The sequence below is a fragment of the Micromonospora sp. NPDC002411 genome (assembly GCF_053592955.1).
Map to the genome: position 1 here is coordinate 1 of NZ_JBSFBM010000176.1, position 14,101 is coordinate 14,101.

Sequence of the window (14,101 nt, forward strand, 5' to 3'; positions counted from 1 at the left end):
GCTAGCCGTCCCGCCGACGCTCCGGGGCCGGAATGCCCCCGGGGCGGACGGGTATGCCGACGGTGGAGGCGGTCGATGCCGCCTGCCGTACCTGGAAGGGAGACACCCCGTGACGAACCCGCAGCAGCAGGAGCTCCGCCGCAACGCGCTGGGCGCGACCAGCCAGGACAACAAGGGCCCCGCCCCGGGCGGACACCCGGCCAACCGTGGCACGTCGCGCGGCGACGCCGGTCGACCGGTGCCCAGGGGGCAGGTGTCGCCGTACGGCCCGGCCGGTGAGCCGGTGGCCGAGGACGACAGCGACACCCGCTGATCAGCGACCGCGACCGGACGGCCGCCGCAACCTGTTCCAGGTGGCGGCGGCCGTCAGTCCGTACGCGAGGTGCGGAACGATGTCGGAGATCCAGTCGGAGCGCCGCCAGGTGCGCGGGTCACTGAGCCCGAGCGCGGTGATCGATCCGTCCGTCATGGTCATCACACCGGCGCCGAGCAGGCCGGTGGCCACCGGCAGTGGTTGACGCCGATCACCGGCGTAGAGCGCGAACGCGACACCCGCGGCGATACCGAGCCCGTAACCGATCAGGGGCCCGAGGCCGGAGCGGCGGTTGGCCCTCCGGTCCCCGGACCCCAGATCCAGGTGGGCGAACCCGGCCAGCTTGTCGACGGTCTCCTGCGGGACATCGCTCTCCGGTCGCCCCCGAAGCGCCATGTCGAGGTAGCTCACCACGTTCAACGCGGTGCTCCCGACGGCGCCCGCGATGGCGCCGTCGGCCACGTCGACCCTTCTCACTTCGGGTCGCCCGGTTCGCGCTCACTCTTCGGCCCGTACGTGCGGTCGCCCCGTACCACGCCTCGTTGGCCGCGATCCTCCTGCAGGATCCGGTTCGCGACCTGGTTGGCCTTGCCGTCGGGCACCCGGCGTCCGGAGTCGTCGATCGCGTTGCGCAACCGCGCCCGCTGCTTGTCGTACGCGTTACTGCCCGGCCGTGGTCCTGGCATCTGCTGCCTCCTTCGTCGGCGGTCTGGGCGTACCGCGGCCGTCTACCCGTCTGCCGGCGGGCCAACCCCGGGTCACTGGGGCGCGCGGACCACGGCGACCGGGCACTGCGCGTGGTGCAGCAGCGACTGGCTCACCGACCCCAGCAGCAACCCGGTCACCTCGCCGCGCCCCTGCCCACCCACCACCACCAGTTGGGCGGAGCGGGACGCGTCGGCGAGCACGCTGCCCGTTCGTCCGCGTACTGCCCGGCAGGTCAGCCGTACCGTCGGGTGGCGCTCGGTCAGCCCGGTCAGCCAGCCGGCGAGCATCCGCTCCTGCTCGCCGTGCAGCTTCGCCTCGTCGTACACCAGGGGTTGCATGTCGCCGGGGCCGCTGCTGCCGGGATGCCGGTAGGCGTGCATCGCCACCAGTGGCACACCGCGGGACACGGCGGTCTCCGCGGCGAAGTCGGCCGCCACGCGGGAGGCCTCCGAGCCGTCCACCGCGGCCAGCACCGGCTCGTCGGGCCGTTGCGCGCCGCGGGCCACCAGCACCGGACAGTCGGCGTACGCGGCGACCTGCACGGCGACCGAGCCGACCACCAGCGCCGAGAAGCCGCCCAGGCCACGGTCACCGAGCACGATGAGCGCGGCGGTGGTGGACTCACCCACCAGCACGGCGGCGGCCTCGCCGTCGATGATCTCACCGGAGATCGACAGCCCGGGCACGGTCGCCTCGGCCTCGGCCACCGCCGCCTTGACCAGTTCCTCGGCCCCGTGGCGTAGCCCACCCCCGGGCGGCGCGCCTGGGGCGGGGGAGACCGGCACGTGCAGCAGCGGCCAGATGAACCCGTGCACGACCCGCAGCGGTCGGTGCCGCCGCGCGGCCTCCGTGGCGGCGAGGCGTACGGCCCGCAGCGCCGGCTCCGAGCCGTCCACGCCGACCACCACCGCAGCGTTGTTCGCCGAGTTCACCGCCCCACCTCCCGCCCGCGGTCAGTATCGCGGGCTCAGACGCCTCCGCGTCGCGATACCGCGGAGCGCGTCGGGGTCGGTACGCTGGCGACGACCGGCCGGGGAGGGGGCGTCGTCGATGGGTGAACCGGACCAGCCGAGCACCGCGCGGATGATCGACTTTTGGCTCGGTGGGGAGCATCACTTCCCGGTCGACGTGGCCGCCGCGAATGCGTTCGAGCAGGCGTACGGGCCGTGCGCGCCGGTGTTCCGGGAGCTGCGGGCGTTCCTGGGCCGGGCGGTGCGGGCGATGGCCGAGCACGGGGTGGACGGTTTCCTGGTGTTCGGCGCCGGGGTGCCCACGCGGGGCAACGTGCACGAGGTCGTCACCGACGCGACGGTGCTCTACACCGACGTCGACCCGGTCACCATCCGCCTGGGGCAGAGCATCCTCGCCGGCAGCGACCGGGCCGGCTACGGCTTCGGTGACGCGACCGACATCGGCACGATCGACCCGGCACAGTTGCACCGGTTCGTGCCCGGCTGGGGTCGACGGCCGGTCGGGGTGGTCTTCCTGGGCCTCGCCGCGTTCCTCGACGACGAGACGTTGACCCGTACGCTCGACGAGTTGTACTCCGCCGCGGCACCGGGGAGCCTGCTCGCCGTGGACTTCGACACCGAGGAACTGGCGGGTTACCCGCAGGCCCTGGCGATGATGGGCCCGCAGTTCCGGATGCGTCCACCGGAGGCGTTCGCGCCCCTGTTGGGTCGGTGGGCTCCGACGGCGGACGGGATCGTCCCCGTCACCGACTGGCGGCCGGAGGGTTCGCCGGCGCGGGTGCCCGACGCGTTCCACGGCGTGCTCGCGGCCCGGGGCGGCGACTGACCGCGCGGATCCGGCGTCCGGGGGCGTCCGTATGATGCTTGCCCTGTAGCAAGCTTCTCGAGAGGACGACCATGGTGGACGTGCCGGACGTGGTGTCGCGCGCGCTGCGCGACGCCCCGCCCGACCAACTGGCGGAGGCGGCGGACCGGGTGATCCGGTCGACGATGGGTGCGCTGCGCACCGACGTGTTCGTCGCCGACTACCGGATCAGCGGGCTGTGGCCGCTGCTGGATCCGGACCTGCCGGCGGCGGGTTTCCTGGCCTGTCACACCGTGGCACAGCGCTGTTTCAGCAGCCAGCAGCCGGTGCGCGATGGCGAGGGTCCCTGCCGGCTGTACCTGCCGTTGACGGTGTGGGGGGAGCGGCTGGGTGTGCTGTTGATCGAGCTTCCCGACGTACCCGGTCCGGCGGTCACCGGCCGCGCGACGGACGTCGCCGGCGCCCTGGCGGTGGCGATGCGCGCGGCCGACCGGGAGACCGACCGTTACCGGCGGGCGCGCCGCCGCGAGCGACTCACGATGGCCGCCGAGATGCAGTGGGACCTGCTGCCTGGTCGCAGCGTGGCGCACCGGGCGTTCGACCTGGCCGGCCAGCTGGAGCCGGCGTACACCGTGGGTGGTGACCACTTCGACTGGTCCCTGGACGGTGACCGTCTCACGCTGACGGTGCTCAACGGCGAGGGCAACGGTCTGGCCGCGTCGATGCTGACCTCGGTCACCGTCAACGCGATGCGCAACGCGCGTCGGTCCGGCGGCGGGCTGGTGGAGCAGGCCGAGTTGGCCTCGGACACGGTCTTCTACCAACACCGGGGCCAGCGGTATGTGGCCACTCTGCTGCTCGAGGTGGACACTCGCACCGGGCAGGTGCGGGCGGTCGACGCCGGTTCCCCGCACCTGCTGCGGATGCGGGGGTCCGTGGTGGAACAGATCAAGCTGGACCAGCAGCTGCCGTTGGGGATGTTCGCGGAGACCCGCTACGAGCTGCAGGAGTTGCGCCTCGAACCGGGTGACCGTCTCTTCGTGGTCAGCGACGGGGTGTGGGCCGCCGAGCCGCCGGGTCAGGAGCCGTACGGGCAGCGCGTGATGGCGCGTTCCCTGCGCGCCACGCGGTTGCAGCCGGCGGCCGAGGCGGTTGGTACGGTGATGCGCGAGCTGCACGCCTACCACGCGGAGTCCGATCTGCGGGACGACGCCGTCGTGGTCTGTCTGGACTGGCGCGGTCCGCGTGAGCGGGGCAGCGGGTGAGGGCCGCCGCTTCGCCGGGCGGCCAGCAGCGTAACGACGGCAGGGGACATCGGGTGGAGCGACCTGCGGATCTCGCCGCGGCGATCAACGCGGCTGCCGAGACGCTGATCGCCGTGCTCGATTCGGCCGCGTCGCGGCACCAGTTGCCGCCGACCCAGTTGCGGGTGCTGATGCTGATCAGCAACCGGCAGGAGACCAACGTCAACGGGTTGGCCGAGTTGCTGGACGTGGTGCCCTCGTCGGCGAGCCGCCTCTGCGACCGGCTGGAGGCGACCGGGTTGTTGCGCCGGGTGGCCGATCCACGTGACCGTCGCGAGGTGCGGCTGTTGCCGACCCCGGCCGCGCTGACCCTGTTGGAGGAGTTGGCGGAGCGGCGGCAGCGGGCGGTGCAGGCGGTGTTGGATCGGATGCCGACGCGGATGCAACACGATCTGTTGCTGGCGTTGGTCGGGTTCGCCCGGGCGGCGACGCAGCCGGTGCCCGAGCAGCACAACGACCCCGCAGCGCAGACGGCATGAGCGCGGCTCGCCCTCCACTAGTGTCCTAGGACGCTCTACGCGTGGTGATCCACGCCACAGTGCGGCAATGCCGCACCAGATGCCGCGCGGCAGCGCCTCAGGGGCCAGGCGGAAGCCCGATATAGTGACAGCGCACTTACCCGGCCCGCGATCATCGAGATCGCGGGCCGCGTCAGGGGAGGGCCCCGCCCGGGGCCGCAGGGGGAGCCGGCGGTGGTCGGCCCGACAACGCGTACGCCCCTCAGCCACGCCCGACGTCGGCTGGGGGCCCACGTGCCGTGGAGGAGGATCGGTGTCGCGTCGGCCGGCTCGGGCAGAGCAACCGCCGGACACCGGTGACCAGACTCCCGGCAACCAGGTGCTCACCCTGCCCAACCTGATCAGCTTCGGACGGCTGCTGGGCGTACCTCTATTCCTCTACCTCTTCCTGGTCAGCCGGGCCGACGTGGCGGCGATCGTCGTGCTCGCCATCGGCGGCACCACCGACTGGGTCGACGGTTGGATAGCCCGCCGCCTGCGCCAGGTCAGCCGACTCGGCGAACTGCTCGACCCCCTCGCCGACCGGCTCTACATCCTCGCCACCCTGATCGCGTTCACCGCGCGCGAGGTGGTGCCGTGGCAGTTCACCGCGGCGCTGCTGGCCCGCGAGCTGCTCCTGCTCGGCTCCCTGGCGGTGCTGCGCCGCTACGGGTACGGGCCGCCGCCGGTGCACTACGTGGGTAAGACCGCGACGTTCCTGCTCCTCGCGGCCTTCCCGGTGCTGCTGCTGGCGACCGAGTGGAGCGCCGCGGCGACGGCGACCGCCGCGATCGGATGGGGGCTTGCCTGGTGGGGGCTGGTGCTCTACTGGGTGGCCGGCGCGATGTACGTCGTACAGGCGGCCCGGTTGGTGCGCGCGGCCCGCGGCCCGGGAGCGGCGGCGTGAGCGCGCCGCGGCTCGGGAAGCCCGGCCAGGACCGGGTGTACGCGCCGGACTTCCTCACCGAACTGTTCCGCAACCCGTTGGATCCGGGGTACGCGGACGCGGCGGCCGCCCGTCGGCGGTCGGCGGAGTCCGGGCCGGTGCGGGGTTGGCGGGCGCGGTCGTCGCGGACGGTCAGCCTTGTCGTGGTGGTGATGCTCGGCTTCCTGTTCGCGGTCGCGTACCGGCAGACGATGGCCGACGAGCCGGGGCGCAGCCAGGCCCGTTCCGGTCTGGTGACGCAGATCAAGGAGCGGGAGAATCAGACCGACCGGTTGTCGACGCGGGCCGACCAGCTGCGCGAGGAGGTCAGTCGGCAGCGGGACGCGGCGTTGAGCGGGTCGGCGGCGGCCCGGCTGCGCAACCTGGAGGCGAGTACGGGCCTGGGCCGGGTGCGCGGTGACGGTGTGGTGGTGCGGTTGGCGGACGCGCCGGACAACGCGGATGCGGTGACCGGCGCCGGTGCTGGTCCGCCGCGGGTGCTGTACAGCGACCTGCAGGGGGTGGCCAACGCGTTGTGGAGTGCCGGCGCGGAGGCGATCGCCATCAACGGGCAGCGGTTGACGTCGACGTCGACGATCAGGTCGGCGGGTGAGGCGATGTTGGTGGACTTCCGGCCGGTGACCGGGCCGTACGAGGTGTCGGCGATCGGCCCGGGTTCGATGCGGCGCAAGTTCGAGACCAGTCGGAACGCGGCGTTGATGCGGGAGGTCGCGCAGAAGACCGGGTTGTCGTTCGGTGTGCGGGAGTCGGACGACCTCACCCTGCCGGCGGCTGCGGAGCCGCAGCTACGCTACGCCAAGCCGTCGGTCAGTCCGAGCCCTTCCGCGTCGGGTGTCCGGTCCGGCAGTCCCGGGTCGTCCGGTCCGACGACGACAGTTAGCCCCTCCGGAGGTGGCCGATGATCGCGGTGCTGGCGTTGCTCGCCGGTGTGGTGCTCGGTGTGGTGCTTGATCCCGCGGTGCCGGCGGCGTTGCAGCCGTACCTGCCGATCGCGGTGGTGGCCGCGTTGGACGCGGTGTTCGGTGGTGTGCGGGCGCGTTTGGACCGCATCTTCGACGATAAGCAGTTCGTGGTGTCGTTCATTTCGAACGTGCTGGTCGCCGGTCTGATCGTGTATCTGGGCGACCAGTTGGGGGTGGGCGGGCAGTTGTCCACCGGTGTGGTCGTCGTGTTGGGTGTGCGTATCTTCGGCAACGTGGCGGCGATCCGCCGGCACCTGTTCCGGGCGTAGGTTGATTGCGATGAGTGACGAGCAGACCGACACGGGGACGGGGTGGCCGCAGCCGGCGGGTCCGGCGCGGCCGGGTGGGCCGGCGGGTGAGCCTGATCCGCGGCCGGATGCGCCGGATCCGGACGAGCTGAGCCCGTTGGCGCCGCAGGGTGAGCCCGCGGAGCCGGAGTCGAGCGATGAGCCTGCGGTGGAGCCGGTCGACGACGGCGCGACGGTGGATTTGAGCGCGGTGTCGCGGTCGGGGGAGCCGGCGGAGAGTTCCGACGGGTCGGCCGAGCCGGTGGCGAGCGCTGACGGGTTGGCCGAGCCGGTGGGGGAGTCGACGCCGGCGGTGGGTGGTCGGTCACGGTTGAGTGCTGCCGGTGTGATGATCGTGGCGTTGTTGGTGTTGCTGGGCTTCACGTTGGTCGTGCAGTTGAAGACGACGTCGAAGGACCCGACGTTGGCGGCGACGCGGCAGGAGGACCTGGTCCGGATCCTGTCGGATCTGGATGCGCGGGAGAGCCGTCTTCAGCAGGACATCCGTGCTCTGGAGGACAGCCAGCGGCAGTTGCAGTCGGGTGAGCAGGGCCGTCAGGCGGCGTTGGACGAGGCGACGCGGCGGGCGGACGAGTTGGGGATCCTGGCGGGTACGTTGCCGGCGGTGGGCCCGGGTCTGACTGTGCAGTTCGATTCCGGTGCCAAGCCGATCACGGCGAACCGGGTGTTGGACGCGGTGCAGGAGCTGCGGGGTGCGGGCGCCGAGGCGATGCAGATCTCCGGTGGTGATCGGGCGACGGTGCGGATCATCGCGTCGACGTATTTCCTCGATGGGGACAACGGGTCGTTGGTGGTGGAGGGGCGTCGGTTGACGGGGCCGTACACGATCACGGTGATCGGTGATCCGGCGACGATGCGTACGGCGTTGAACATTCCTGGTGGGGTGGTGGCGTCGGTCCGGGGTGGCGGCGGTAACGTGACGTTTGGGGAGCGTGAGGTCGCCGAGGTTTCGGCGCTGCACGTGCCGATCAAGTTGGAACACGCCCGTCCGGTCTCCTGACCGGCGCGGCCGCCCCGGACCTGGGTGGTCCGGGGCACCGATGGATGAAGGACGCGTCTGGTGATTCCTGAGGATCTGCGATACACCGCCGAGCATGAGTGGGTGGCGGGTGACGGCACGGGTGTGATCCGGGTCGGCATTACGCACTTCGCGCAGGACGCGCTGGGTGACATCGTGTACGTGCAGTTGCCCGAGGCGGGTTCGGTGGTCGCGGCCGGTGACTCGTTGGGTGAGATCGAGTCGACCAAGAGTGTGTCGGAGATCTACGCGCCGGTCGCGGGTACGGTTGCGGCCCGTAACGAGGCGTTGGGTGACACGCCTGAGCTGATCAACACTGATCCGTACGGTGAGGGTTGGTTGGTGGAGATCACGCCGAATGATCCGACGGCGACGGATGGGTTGCTGACGGCGGGCGCGTATCAGAAGATCACCGAAGGCTGAGTGAGCTTGTTCCGGTGCGTGGGCTGTCTGCGCGCGTCCGGTTGCCCTGCATTTCGGCGCTGGCTAGGCTCGCCCAGTCGACCGAGAACCCAAATAGTTGAGCGTTGCGGAATTGCCTTCCCGGGCACGGGGAGCCAGCCGCCGGGTGTTCACGTGCCCGGCGGCCAGACCCGCCATTACCCGACGCCGACCGAACAGATCCGTGAGGTGGTCCCATGACGCGGCCAGACGACGAGTTCCCCCCACTCGACGTCACTTCGACGCTCAATCTCGGTTCGCTCGACGAAGTGCTGGAGGGGCCGGACACCGATGTGGTGCCGAGCCGGATGTCCGGTTCGTTGCCGCCGGGTATGGCGCTGCTGGTGGTTCGTCGAGGTCCGAATGCGGGTGCCCGGTTCTTGTTGGACCACGATGTGACGACCAGTGGCCGGCATCCGGACAGTGACATCTTCCTCGATGACGTGACGGTGTCGCGTCGGCACGCGGAGTTCCACCGTGACGGTGGCACTTTCACGGTGCGGGACGTGGGCAGCTTGAATGGCACGTACGTGAATCGTGAGCGCGTCGAGGCGGCCACGTTGAGCAATGGTGACGAGGTTCAGATCGGTAAGTTCCGGGTGGTGTTCATCGCCGGTCCGCGCCCGGAGGAGGAGGCCGGCCGGGGGTGAACGAGCCTGCGGCCTCCACGTCACCCGGTGCGGCCCGGTCTCAGCCGCTGATGAGCATCGGTGAGGTGCTCGGGCAGTTGCGGGTGGATTTCCCGGACACCACGATCTCGAAGTTGCGGTTTCTCGAGGCCGAAGGGCTGGTCGAGCCGCAGCGGACGGCGGCGGGTTACCGGAAGTACAGCTGGGACGATGTGGCGCGGTTGCGGTTCGTGTTGACCGCGCAGCGGGACCGGTATCTGCCGTTGCGGGTGATCCGTGAGCAGTTGGCGCAGTGGGATTCGTCCGGTGAGCAGCCGGAGAGGTCGCGGCCGGCGTTGGTGGCGGTTGGTCCTGATGGTGCGGTGCCGGGTCGTGAGTCGGAGCCGGCCGAGTCGTCGCAGGTGCGGCTCGGCCGGGCGGACTTGGTGGCGCGTAGTGGGATCGACGAGTCGACGTTGGTGGAGTTGGAGCGGCTCGGTGTGCTGGTGTCGGATCCGCCGGGTTGGTATGACGGGGATGCTCTGATCATCGCGTCGGCGGTGGCGGGGTTGGCGTCGTACGGGTTGGAGCCGCGGCATCTGCGGGGTTATCGGACGGCGGCGGACCGTGAGGTTGGTTTGTTCGCGCAGTTGGTGGCGCCGTTGGCGCGGCAGAGTGATCCGGCGGCGCGGGCGCGGGCTGCGGAGACGGCGCGGGAGTTGGTGGCGTTGTCGGAGCAGTTGCACGCGGCGTTGGTGCGGGTGGGTTTGCGGTCGACGTTGGGTCGTTGATGGTGCCCGGTGGGTGGTGGCTGAGCGGAAAGATCTCTTCCGGGAAGCGTGCCGTAGGCTTGCCGGGGTAACCCCTTTCTGGCGCGGGCGTGGTGCTGTAGCGCATGGGACGGCCGTGTCGCGGTCCGTGTACCGTGCAGGGAAGGGCGCGGTGCGGCGTAGGTGACAACGACACGGAGGCGGCGGTGCGCGAGCTGAGCGTGGTCGGAGTTCGGGTGGAGTTGCCTAGCAACCAGCCGATCGTCCTGCTCAGGGAGGTCGAGGGGGACCGCTATCTGCCGATCTGGATCGGTGCGGTCGAGGCGACGGCTATCGCTTACGAGCAGCAGGGGGTCAAGCCGGCCCGGCCGTTGACTCATGATCTTCTGCGGGATGTGTTGGCGGCGTTGAAGGCGCCCTTGCAGGCGGTGGAGATCACCGAGCTCAAGGAGAACGTGTTCTACGCGGATCTGTTGATCGGTGATGGGGTGCGGGTGTCGGCGCGGCCGAGCGATTCGATCGCGTTGGCGTTGCGTGTCGGTGCGCCGATTCGTTGTTCGGAGCAGGTCCTCAGCGAGGCGGGGATCGTTATCCCTGATGAGCAGGAGGACGAGGTGGAGAAGTTCCGCGAGTTCCTGGACCAGGTGCGTCCGGAGGATTTCGCGGGCTGAGGTGTTCCTGGGCTCTGCGCCCTGGGTGTCACGGTCGGTGATGCCCTGGTGCGGTTGGTGATCTTTCCTGGTGACTGCGCGGCGTGTCGCGTCGGTTCCTCCGTGGTAACCCCTGAAGGTGGCTATAGGGTTGCCGTGTCGAGGGGTGCGCGTCCCGGAAACGACGCGTCACCGCACTGACGGGGAGGTTGTCCGGATGCACGAGCCGCAGGATTCCGATCCGGGTCGAGAGTGGGTTGAGCCGGGTGCCTCGTCGCCGCAGGTGGCGGTCGAGGGTGAGGGTTCGGTTGGCTACCGGGGTGTGACGGCCTGCCACGCGGTGGGCATCAGTTACCGGCAGTTGGATTACTGGGCGCGGACGACGCTTGTGGTGCCGAGCGTTCGCGACGCTTCGGGTTCGGGGACGCAGCGGTTGTATTCGTTCCGGGACCTGGTGGTGTTGAAGGTCGTGAAGCGGTTGTTGGATGCGGGGGTGTCCCTGCAGAACATCCGTAAGGCGATCGAGGCGTTGCGGTCGCGTGGTGTGGAGGATCTGGCCGGGATCACGCTGATCTCCGATGGGACGACGGTGTATGAGTGCCGGTCTCCGGAGGAAGTGGTCGACCTGTTGCAGGGGGGCCAGGGCGTTTTCGGGATCGCGATCGGTGGGGCTTTCAAGGAGATCCAGGGGTCGTTGTCGCATCTGCCGGCGGAGCCGGCGACGAGCGGCCCGGTGGAGCCTGCGGTGACGTCTGATGCGGATCCGGTCGGTGACGAGTTGGCGGCGCGGCGGGCGCGGCGGCGGGCCGGCTGAGCGTTCCCATTTCCCGGGCTTTTTCCGGTTGGTTTTCTCGCGACCCTCGGTAACTGTGGTGGGGGCCGGTGGGTCGGTGCGGTCCATTGTGGATACGGTGGGTGTCGTTGCGGTGGCCGATTGTGGATTTACCTGTCGGTAGTGGTGACGCAGCGTGTGTGGGGATTGTCGGGAACCCGATACCGGGGCGCTGACCGGAGGCGTTTGACACGCTATGGTCCCTGACGGTTCTGGACCCTTCACCCCCCGGAAGGAACGACCGTGACGGTTACGGAAGAGACCGCTCCCGCTTCGCACTACGACCGTATTGGTGGTGCCAGTTCGGTCAAGGCGGCGGTTGAGCTGTTCTATGACAAGGTGCTCGTAGACCCTGAGTTGGCGGGTTACTTCTCCGATGTGGACATGGTGGGTCAGCGGCGGCATCTGACGTTGATGTTGACCACGGTCCTGGGTGGCCCCAACGAGTACACCGGGCGTGGGTTGGCCGAGGCGCACCAGCCGTTGAACATTCCGGTGGAGCACTACGCGAAGGTGGGCGAGCACCTGACGGTGACGCTGACCGAGTTGGGTGTTCCGGCGGACATCCTGGCTGATGTGCAGACGGTGCTGGGACAGGTGCAGGACCAGGTGGTGGCCCGCGAGAACCGGTCGGGCGCCTGAGCGTGGACGCGGCCCGACTCAAGCAGAGCTGGTCGCTGGTCGCCGCGCACGGCGACCAGGTGCCGCTCTACTTCTACTCGACGTTGTTCCTGTCTCATCCCGAGACGCGGCAGATGTTCCCCACGAACATGGCCGGGCAGCGGGATCGCCTGGTAACCGCGCTGGGTCACATCGTGTCCAACGTGGACCAGGTGGAACACCTGGTGGGTTTCCTTCAGGACCTCGGCGCCGATCACCGTAAGTTCGCGGTCCGCGCGGAGCACTACCCGGCGGTCGGTGAGGCGCTGGTGGCGACGTTGCAGCACTTCCTCGCCGAGCAGTGGACCGACGAACTGGCGGCGGACTGGACGGCCGCGTACGGGTTGGTCGCGCAGGTGATGACGGAGGCCGCGCAGGCCGCCGAGGCGGTGAACCCGCCGTGGTGGGTGGCGGAGATCGTGGCGCACGAGCGGCGGGCGTTCGACGTGGCGGTGTTGACGGTGCGTCCGCAGTACCTGTTGCCGTTCACCCCCGGCCAGTCGGTGGGGGTGTCGCATCCGTCGGTGCGGTCGTGGCGGTACTACTCGCCGGCGAACGCGCCCCGCGCGGACGGCACGTTGGAGTTGCACGTGCGGGCCGCGCCGGGTGGGGCGGTGTCGTCGCGGTTGGTGTACGGGTCGGCGGTGGGTGATCGGATCCACCTGGCGGCGCCGGTGGGGGATCGGCTGGCGTTGTGGTCGGCGGGTTCGAGTGACCTGCTGTTGTTGGTGGCGGGCACGGGCTGGGCGCCGGTGAAGGCGTTGGTGGAGCAGGTGGCGGCGGAGGGTTCCCGCCGGCGGGTGGACCTGTACGTGGCGGCTCGTTCCCGTAGTGAGCTCTACGACAGCGAGGCGATCGACAAGTTGGCGTCGTCGCACTCGTGGTTGACGGTGACGTACGTGGTGGGTGCCGACGTGCACCGACCGGGGGAGTTCGTGCACGCGGTGGATCGGGCGTTGGCCGACGGTGACTGGCGTTCCCGGCACGTGTTCGTGTGTGGATCGGACGAGATGGTTTCGCACGCGGTGCAGACGTTGGTCCAGGCGGGTTTCCACCCGGGTCAGGTGCATCACGAGGGCCTGGGTTCGCAGTGGTACGGCTCGGCCTGGCGCACGGCGGTGCAGGAGACGACCGCCGGTGACACTTCGGGAGGCGGGAACAGGTGAGCGCGACCCCGATCAGTCGGTATGACGGGATACAGGTTTCCGGCGGTGTGCAGGTGCGGATGACCGCCGACCGGGTCCGGCGGTGGGAGTTCGGGTCCGCGTCGTTCGCCCGGCGTGGTTACGACAACGCGGACGTGGACCGGTTCCGGGTGCAGGTGGCCGACGAGTTGGACCTGCTGGCGACGCAGATCGCGACGTTGCGGGCGGAGAACGAGCGGCTGAACGACCGGGTGGAGTTGCACCGGCACGGGGTGATCCCGAGTACGGGTGCGGCGGCGAAGGTCCCGGCGGCGCGGGAGGTGAATCTGCTGTCCGCGGCGCAGCGTGAGGCGGAGCAGATCATCGCGCAGGCGCACGACTACGCGCGGCGGGTCGCCGAGTACGCCCGGGTGCAGTACGAGAGTTACCTGCACGCGGCGGAGGCCGAGGCGAAGCAGGAGGCGGAGCGGGCGGTGGCGGAGTACCGCAGCGCGGCGGGGCCGAGCTTCGACGACACGGTGGCCACCCGGGAGGCGTTGCGGATCTTCGGCGAGATGATGGTGTCGCACATGCAGGCGGCGGCGCGGCATCTCGACGACGGCAGTGAGCATCTGGCTCGCACGATGGACCGGATCGCGGCGGAGACGCCGGGGGCGCCGTTCGCTGCTGGTGCGGCGGCGGGCCGGTCGGCGTTGCCCCGGCACCAGCAGCGCTGACCTCGCCGGGGCGCGGCGGCGGGCCCGCTCAGGTGGTGGCGGCGCGGACGGCGTCGGTGATCGGGGTGGGGCCGGCGACGAGTTCCACTGTCGCGCCGGTGGTGCGTGGTTCGTCGAGGAGCGCGGCGAGGACGTGGGCGACGTCGGCGCGGCTGATGGCGCCGCGTCCGGCGTGCCGGGTCAGGGTGACGGCCGCGGTGGGTGGGTCGTCGGTGAGACGTCCGGGTCGCAGCACCGTCCAGTCCAGGTCGCGGTCGCGTAGGTCGTTTTCGGCGGCGCGTTTGGCGCGTAGGTACGCCGCCCACACGTCGTCGGTGCCGGCGGCGGGTGGGTCGTCCACGCCCATCGAGGAGACGAGCAGGTAGCGGCGGACACCGGCGCGGGTGGCGGCGTCGGCGAGGAGCGCGGCGGCGGCCCGGTCGACGGTGTCCTTGCGGGCGGCGCCGC

20 protein-coding genes are annotated in these 14,101 nt (G+C 70.4%); 16 read left to right on the top strand and 4 right to left on the bottom strand.

The features are described 5' to 3' along the window. Positions 1-109 precede the first annotated feature (109 nt). On the top strand, positions 110-313 hold the full coding sequence (locus ACWCO3_RS20695) for a hypothetical protein (protein WP_088989539.1): 204 nt from the start codon (positions 110-112) through the stop codon (positions 311-313). Here ACWCO3_RS20695 and ACWCO3_RS20700 read toward each other — a convergent pair whose 3' ends face one another. From ACWCO3_RS20700 to ACWCO3_RS20710, 3 genes are all read right to left on the bottom strand, one after another. Next, on the bottom strand, positions 314-790 hold the full coding sequence (locus ACWCO3_RS20700) for a hypothetical protein (RefSeq protein WP_145781715.1): 477 nt from the start codon (positions 788-790) through the stop codon (positions 314-316). It lies immediately after the preceding gene. Beyond that, positions 787-999, bottom strand: a complete 213-nt coding sequence (locus ACWCO3_RS20705) for a phosphatidylethanolamine-binding protein (protein ID WP_088989541.1) — start codon at positions 997-999, stop codon at positions 787-789. The genes ACWCO3_RS20700 and ACWCO3_RS20705 overlap by 4 nt, the downstream gene beginning before the upstream one ends. A gap of 72 nt (positions 1,000-1,071) precedes the next feature. Beyond that, complete coding sequence (locus tag ACWCO3_RS20710; protein ID WP_450011517.1) at positions 1,072-1,953, bottom strand: universal stress protein; 882 nt, start codon at positions 1,951-1,953, stop codon at positions 1,072-1,074. 118 nt (positions 1,954-2,071) lie between these two features. On the opposite strand from ACWCO3_RS20710, the gene ACWCO3_RS20715 reads away from it, so the two are divergent. The 15 genes from ACWCO3_RS20715 (at position 2,072) to ACWCO3_RS20785 (ending at position 13,654) form a co-directional block, all read left to right on the top strand. Further along, positions 2,072-2,818: an SAM-dependent methyltransferase gene (locus ACWCO3_RS20715; RefSeq protein WP_450011519.1), complete on the top strand. Its 747-nt coding sequence runs from the start codon at positions 2,072-2,074 to the stop codon at positions 2,816-2,818. A 71-nt stretch (positions 2,819-2,889) separates the two neighbouring features. Beyond that, a complete protein-coding gene (locus tag ACWCO3_RS20720) occupies positions 2,890-4,062 on the top strand; it encodes a PP2C family protein-serine/threonine phosphatase (RefSeq protein WP_145781721.1) in 1,173 nt (390 codons plus the stop codon). A gap of 53 nt (positions 4,063-4,115) precedes the next feature. After that, positions 4,116-4,580, top strand: coding sequence for a MarR family transcriptional regulator (locus ACWCO3_RS20725; protein ID WP_145781724.1), 465 nt, complete (start codon positions 4,116-4,118; stop codon positions 4,578-4,580). A gap of 292 nt (positions 4,581-4,872) precedes the next feature. Next, positions 4,873-5,505 carry a CDP-alcohol phosphatidyltransferase family protein gene (locus ACWCO3_RS20730; RefSeq protein WP_354888963.1) on the top strand — a complete coding sequence of 211 codons (633 nt, stop codon included), beginning with the start codon at positions 4,873-4,875 and terminating at the stop codon, positions 5,503-5,505. Then, a complete protein-coding gene (locus tag ACWCO3_RS20735; RefSeq protein WP_244311708.1) occupies positions 5,502-6,446 on the top strand; it encodes a DUF881 domain-containing protein in 945 nt (314 codons plus the stop codon). The genes ACWCO3_RS20730 and ACWCO3_RS20735 overlap by 4 nt, the downstream gene beginning before the upstream one ends. Then, complete coding sequence (locus ACWCO3_RS20740; protein WP_088989548.1) at positions 6,443-6,775, top strand: small basic family protein; 333 nt, start codon at positions 6,443-6,445, stop codon at positions 6,773-6,775. The genes ACWCO3_RS20735 and ACWCO3_RS20740 overlap by 4 nt, the downstream gene beginning before the upstream one ends. A gap of 10 nt (positions 6,776-6,785) precedes the next feature. Further along, the gene (locus ACWCO3_RS20745) at positions 6,786-7,814 is read left to right on the top strand and encodes a DUF881 domain-containing protein (RefSeq protein ID WP_450011523.1); all 1,029 of its coding nucleotides are present in this window, start codon (positions 6,786-6,788) and stop codon (positions 7,812-7,814) included. A gap of 60 nt (positions 7,815-7,874) precedes the next feature. Further along, complete coding sequence (gcvH, locus tag ACWCO3_RS20750; protein WP_088989550.1) at positions 7,875-8,255, top strand: glycine cleavage system protein GcvH; 381 nt, start codon at positions 7,875-7,877, stop codon at positions 8,253-8,255. A 215-nt stretch (positions 8,256-8,470) separates the two neighbouring features. Then, positions 8,471-8,923 (top strand): oxoglutarate dehydrogenase inhibitor Odhl, encoded by a 453-nt coding sequence (gene odhI / locus ACWCO3_RS20755; protein WP_007071101.1) that lies wholly within the window; start codon positions 8,471-8,473, stop codon positions 8,921-8,923. A 50-nt stretch (positions 8,924-8,973) separates the two neighbouring features. Next, positions 8,974-9,672: a transcriptional regulator FtsR gene (ftsR, locus tag ACWCO3_RS20760; protein ID WP_197699460.1), complete on the top strand. Its 699-nt coding sequence runs from the start codon at positions 8,974-8,976 to the stop codon at positions 9,670-9,672. A 185-nt stretch (positions 9,673-9,857) separates the two neighbouring features. Then, entirely contained in the window at positions 9,858-10,322 is a 465-nt protein-coding gene (locus tag ACWCO3_RS20765) for a bifunctional nuclease family protein (protein ID WP_088989552.1), read from the top strand. Positions 10,323-10,518: 196 nt separating this feature from the next. Beyond that, complete coding sequence (locus ACWCO3_RS20770; protein ID WP_145781730.1) at positions 10,519-11,115, top strand: MerR family transcriptional regulator; 597 nt, start codon at positions 10,519-10,521, stop codon at positions 11,113-11,115. A gap of 261 nt (positions 11,116-11,376) precedes the next feature. After that, positions 11,377-11,775: a group I truncated hemoglobin gene (locus ACWCO3_RS20775; RefSeq protein WP_145781732.1), complete on the top strand. Its 399-nt coding sequence runs from the start codon at positions 11,377-11,379 to the stop codon at positions 11,773-11,775. Positions 11,776-11,777: 2 nt separating this feature from the next. After that, a complete protein-coding gene (locus tag ACWCO3_RS20780) occupies positions 11,778-12,959 on the top strand; it encodes a globin domain-containing protein (protein WP_354888978.1) in 1,182 nt (393 codons plus the stop codon). Then, positions 12,956-13,654, top strand: coding sequence for a DivIVA domain-containing protein (locus tag ACWCO3_RS20785; protein ID WP_145781736.1), 699 nt, complete (start codon positions 12,956-12,958; stop codon positions 13,652-13,654). Before ACWCO3_RS20780 ends, ACWCO3_RS20785 begins: the two co-directional genes overlap by 4 nt. Before the next feature lie 28 nt (positions 13,655-13,682). Here ACWCO3_RS20785 and ACWCO3_RS20790 read toward each other — a convergent pair. Further along, on the bottom strand, positions 13,683-14,101 hold a 419-nt coding region (locus tag ACWCO3_RS20790; RefSeq protein ID WP_450011527.1), incomplete at its 5' end, for an NAD(P)-binding oxidoreductase.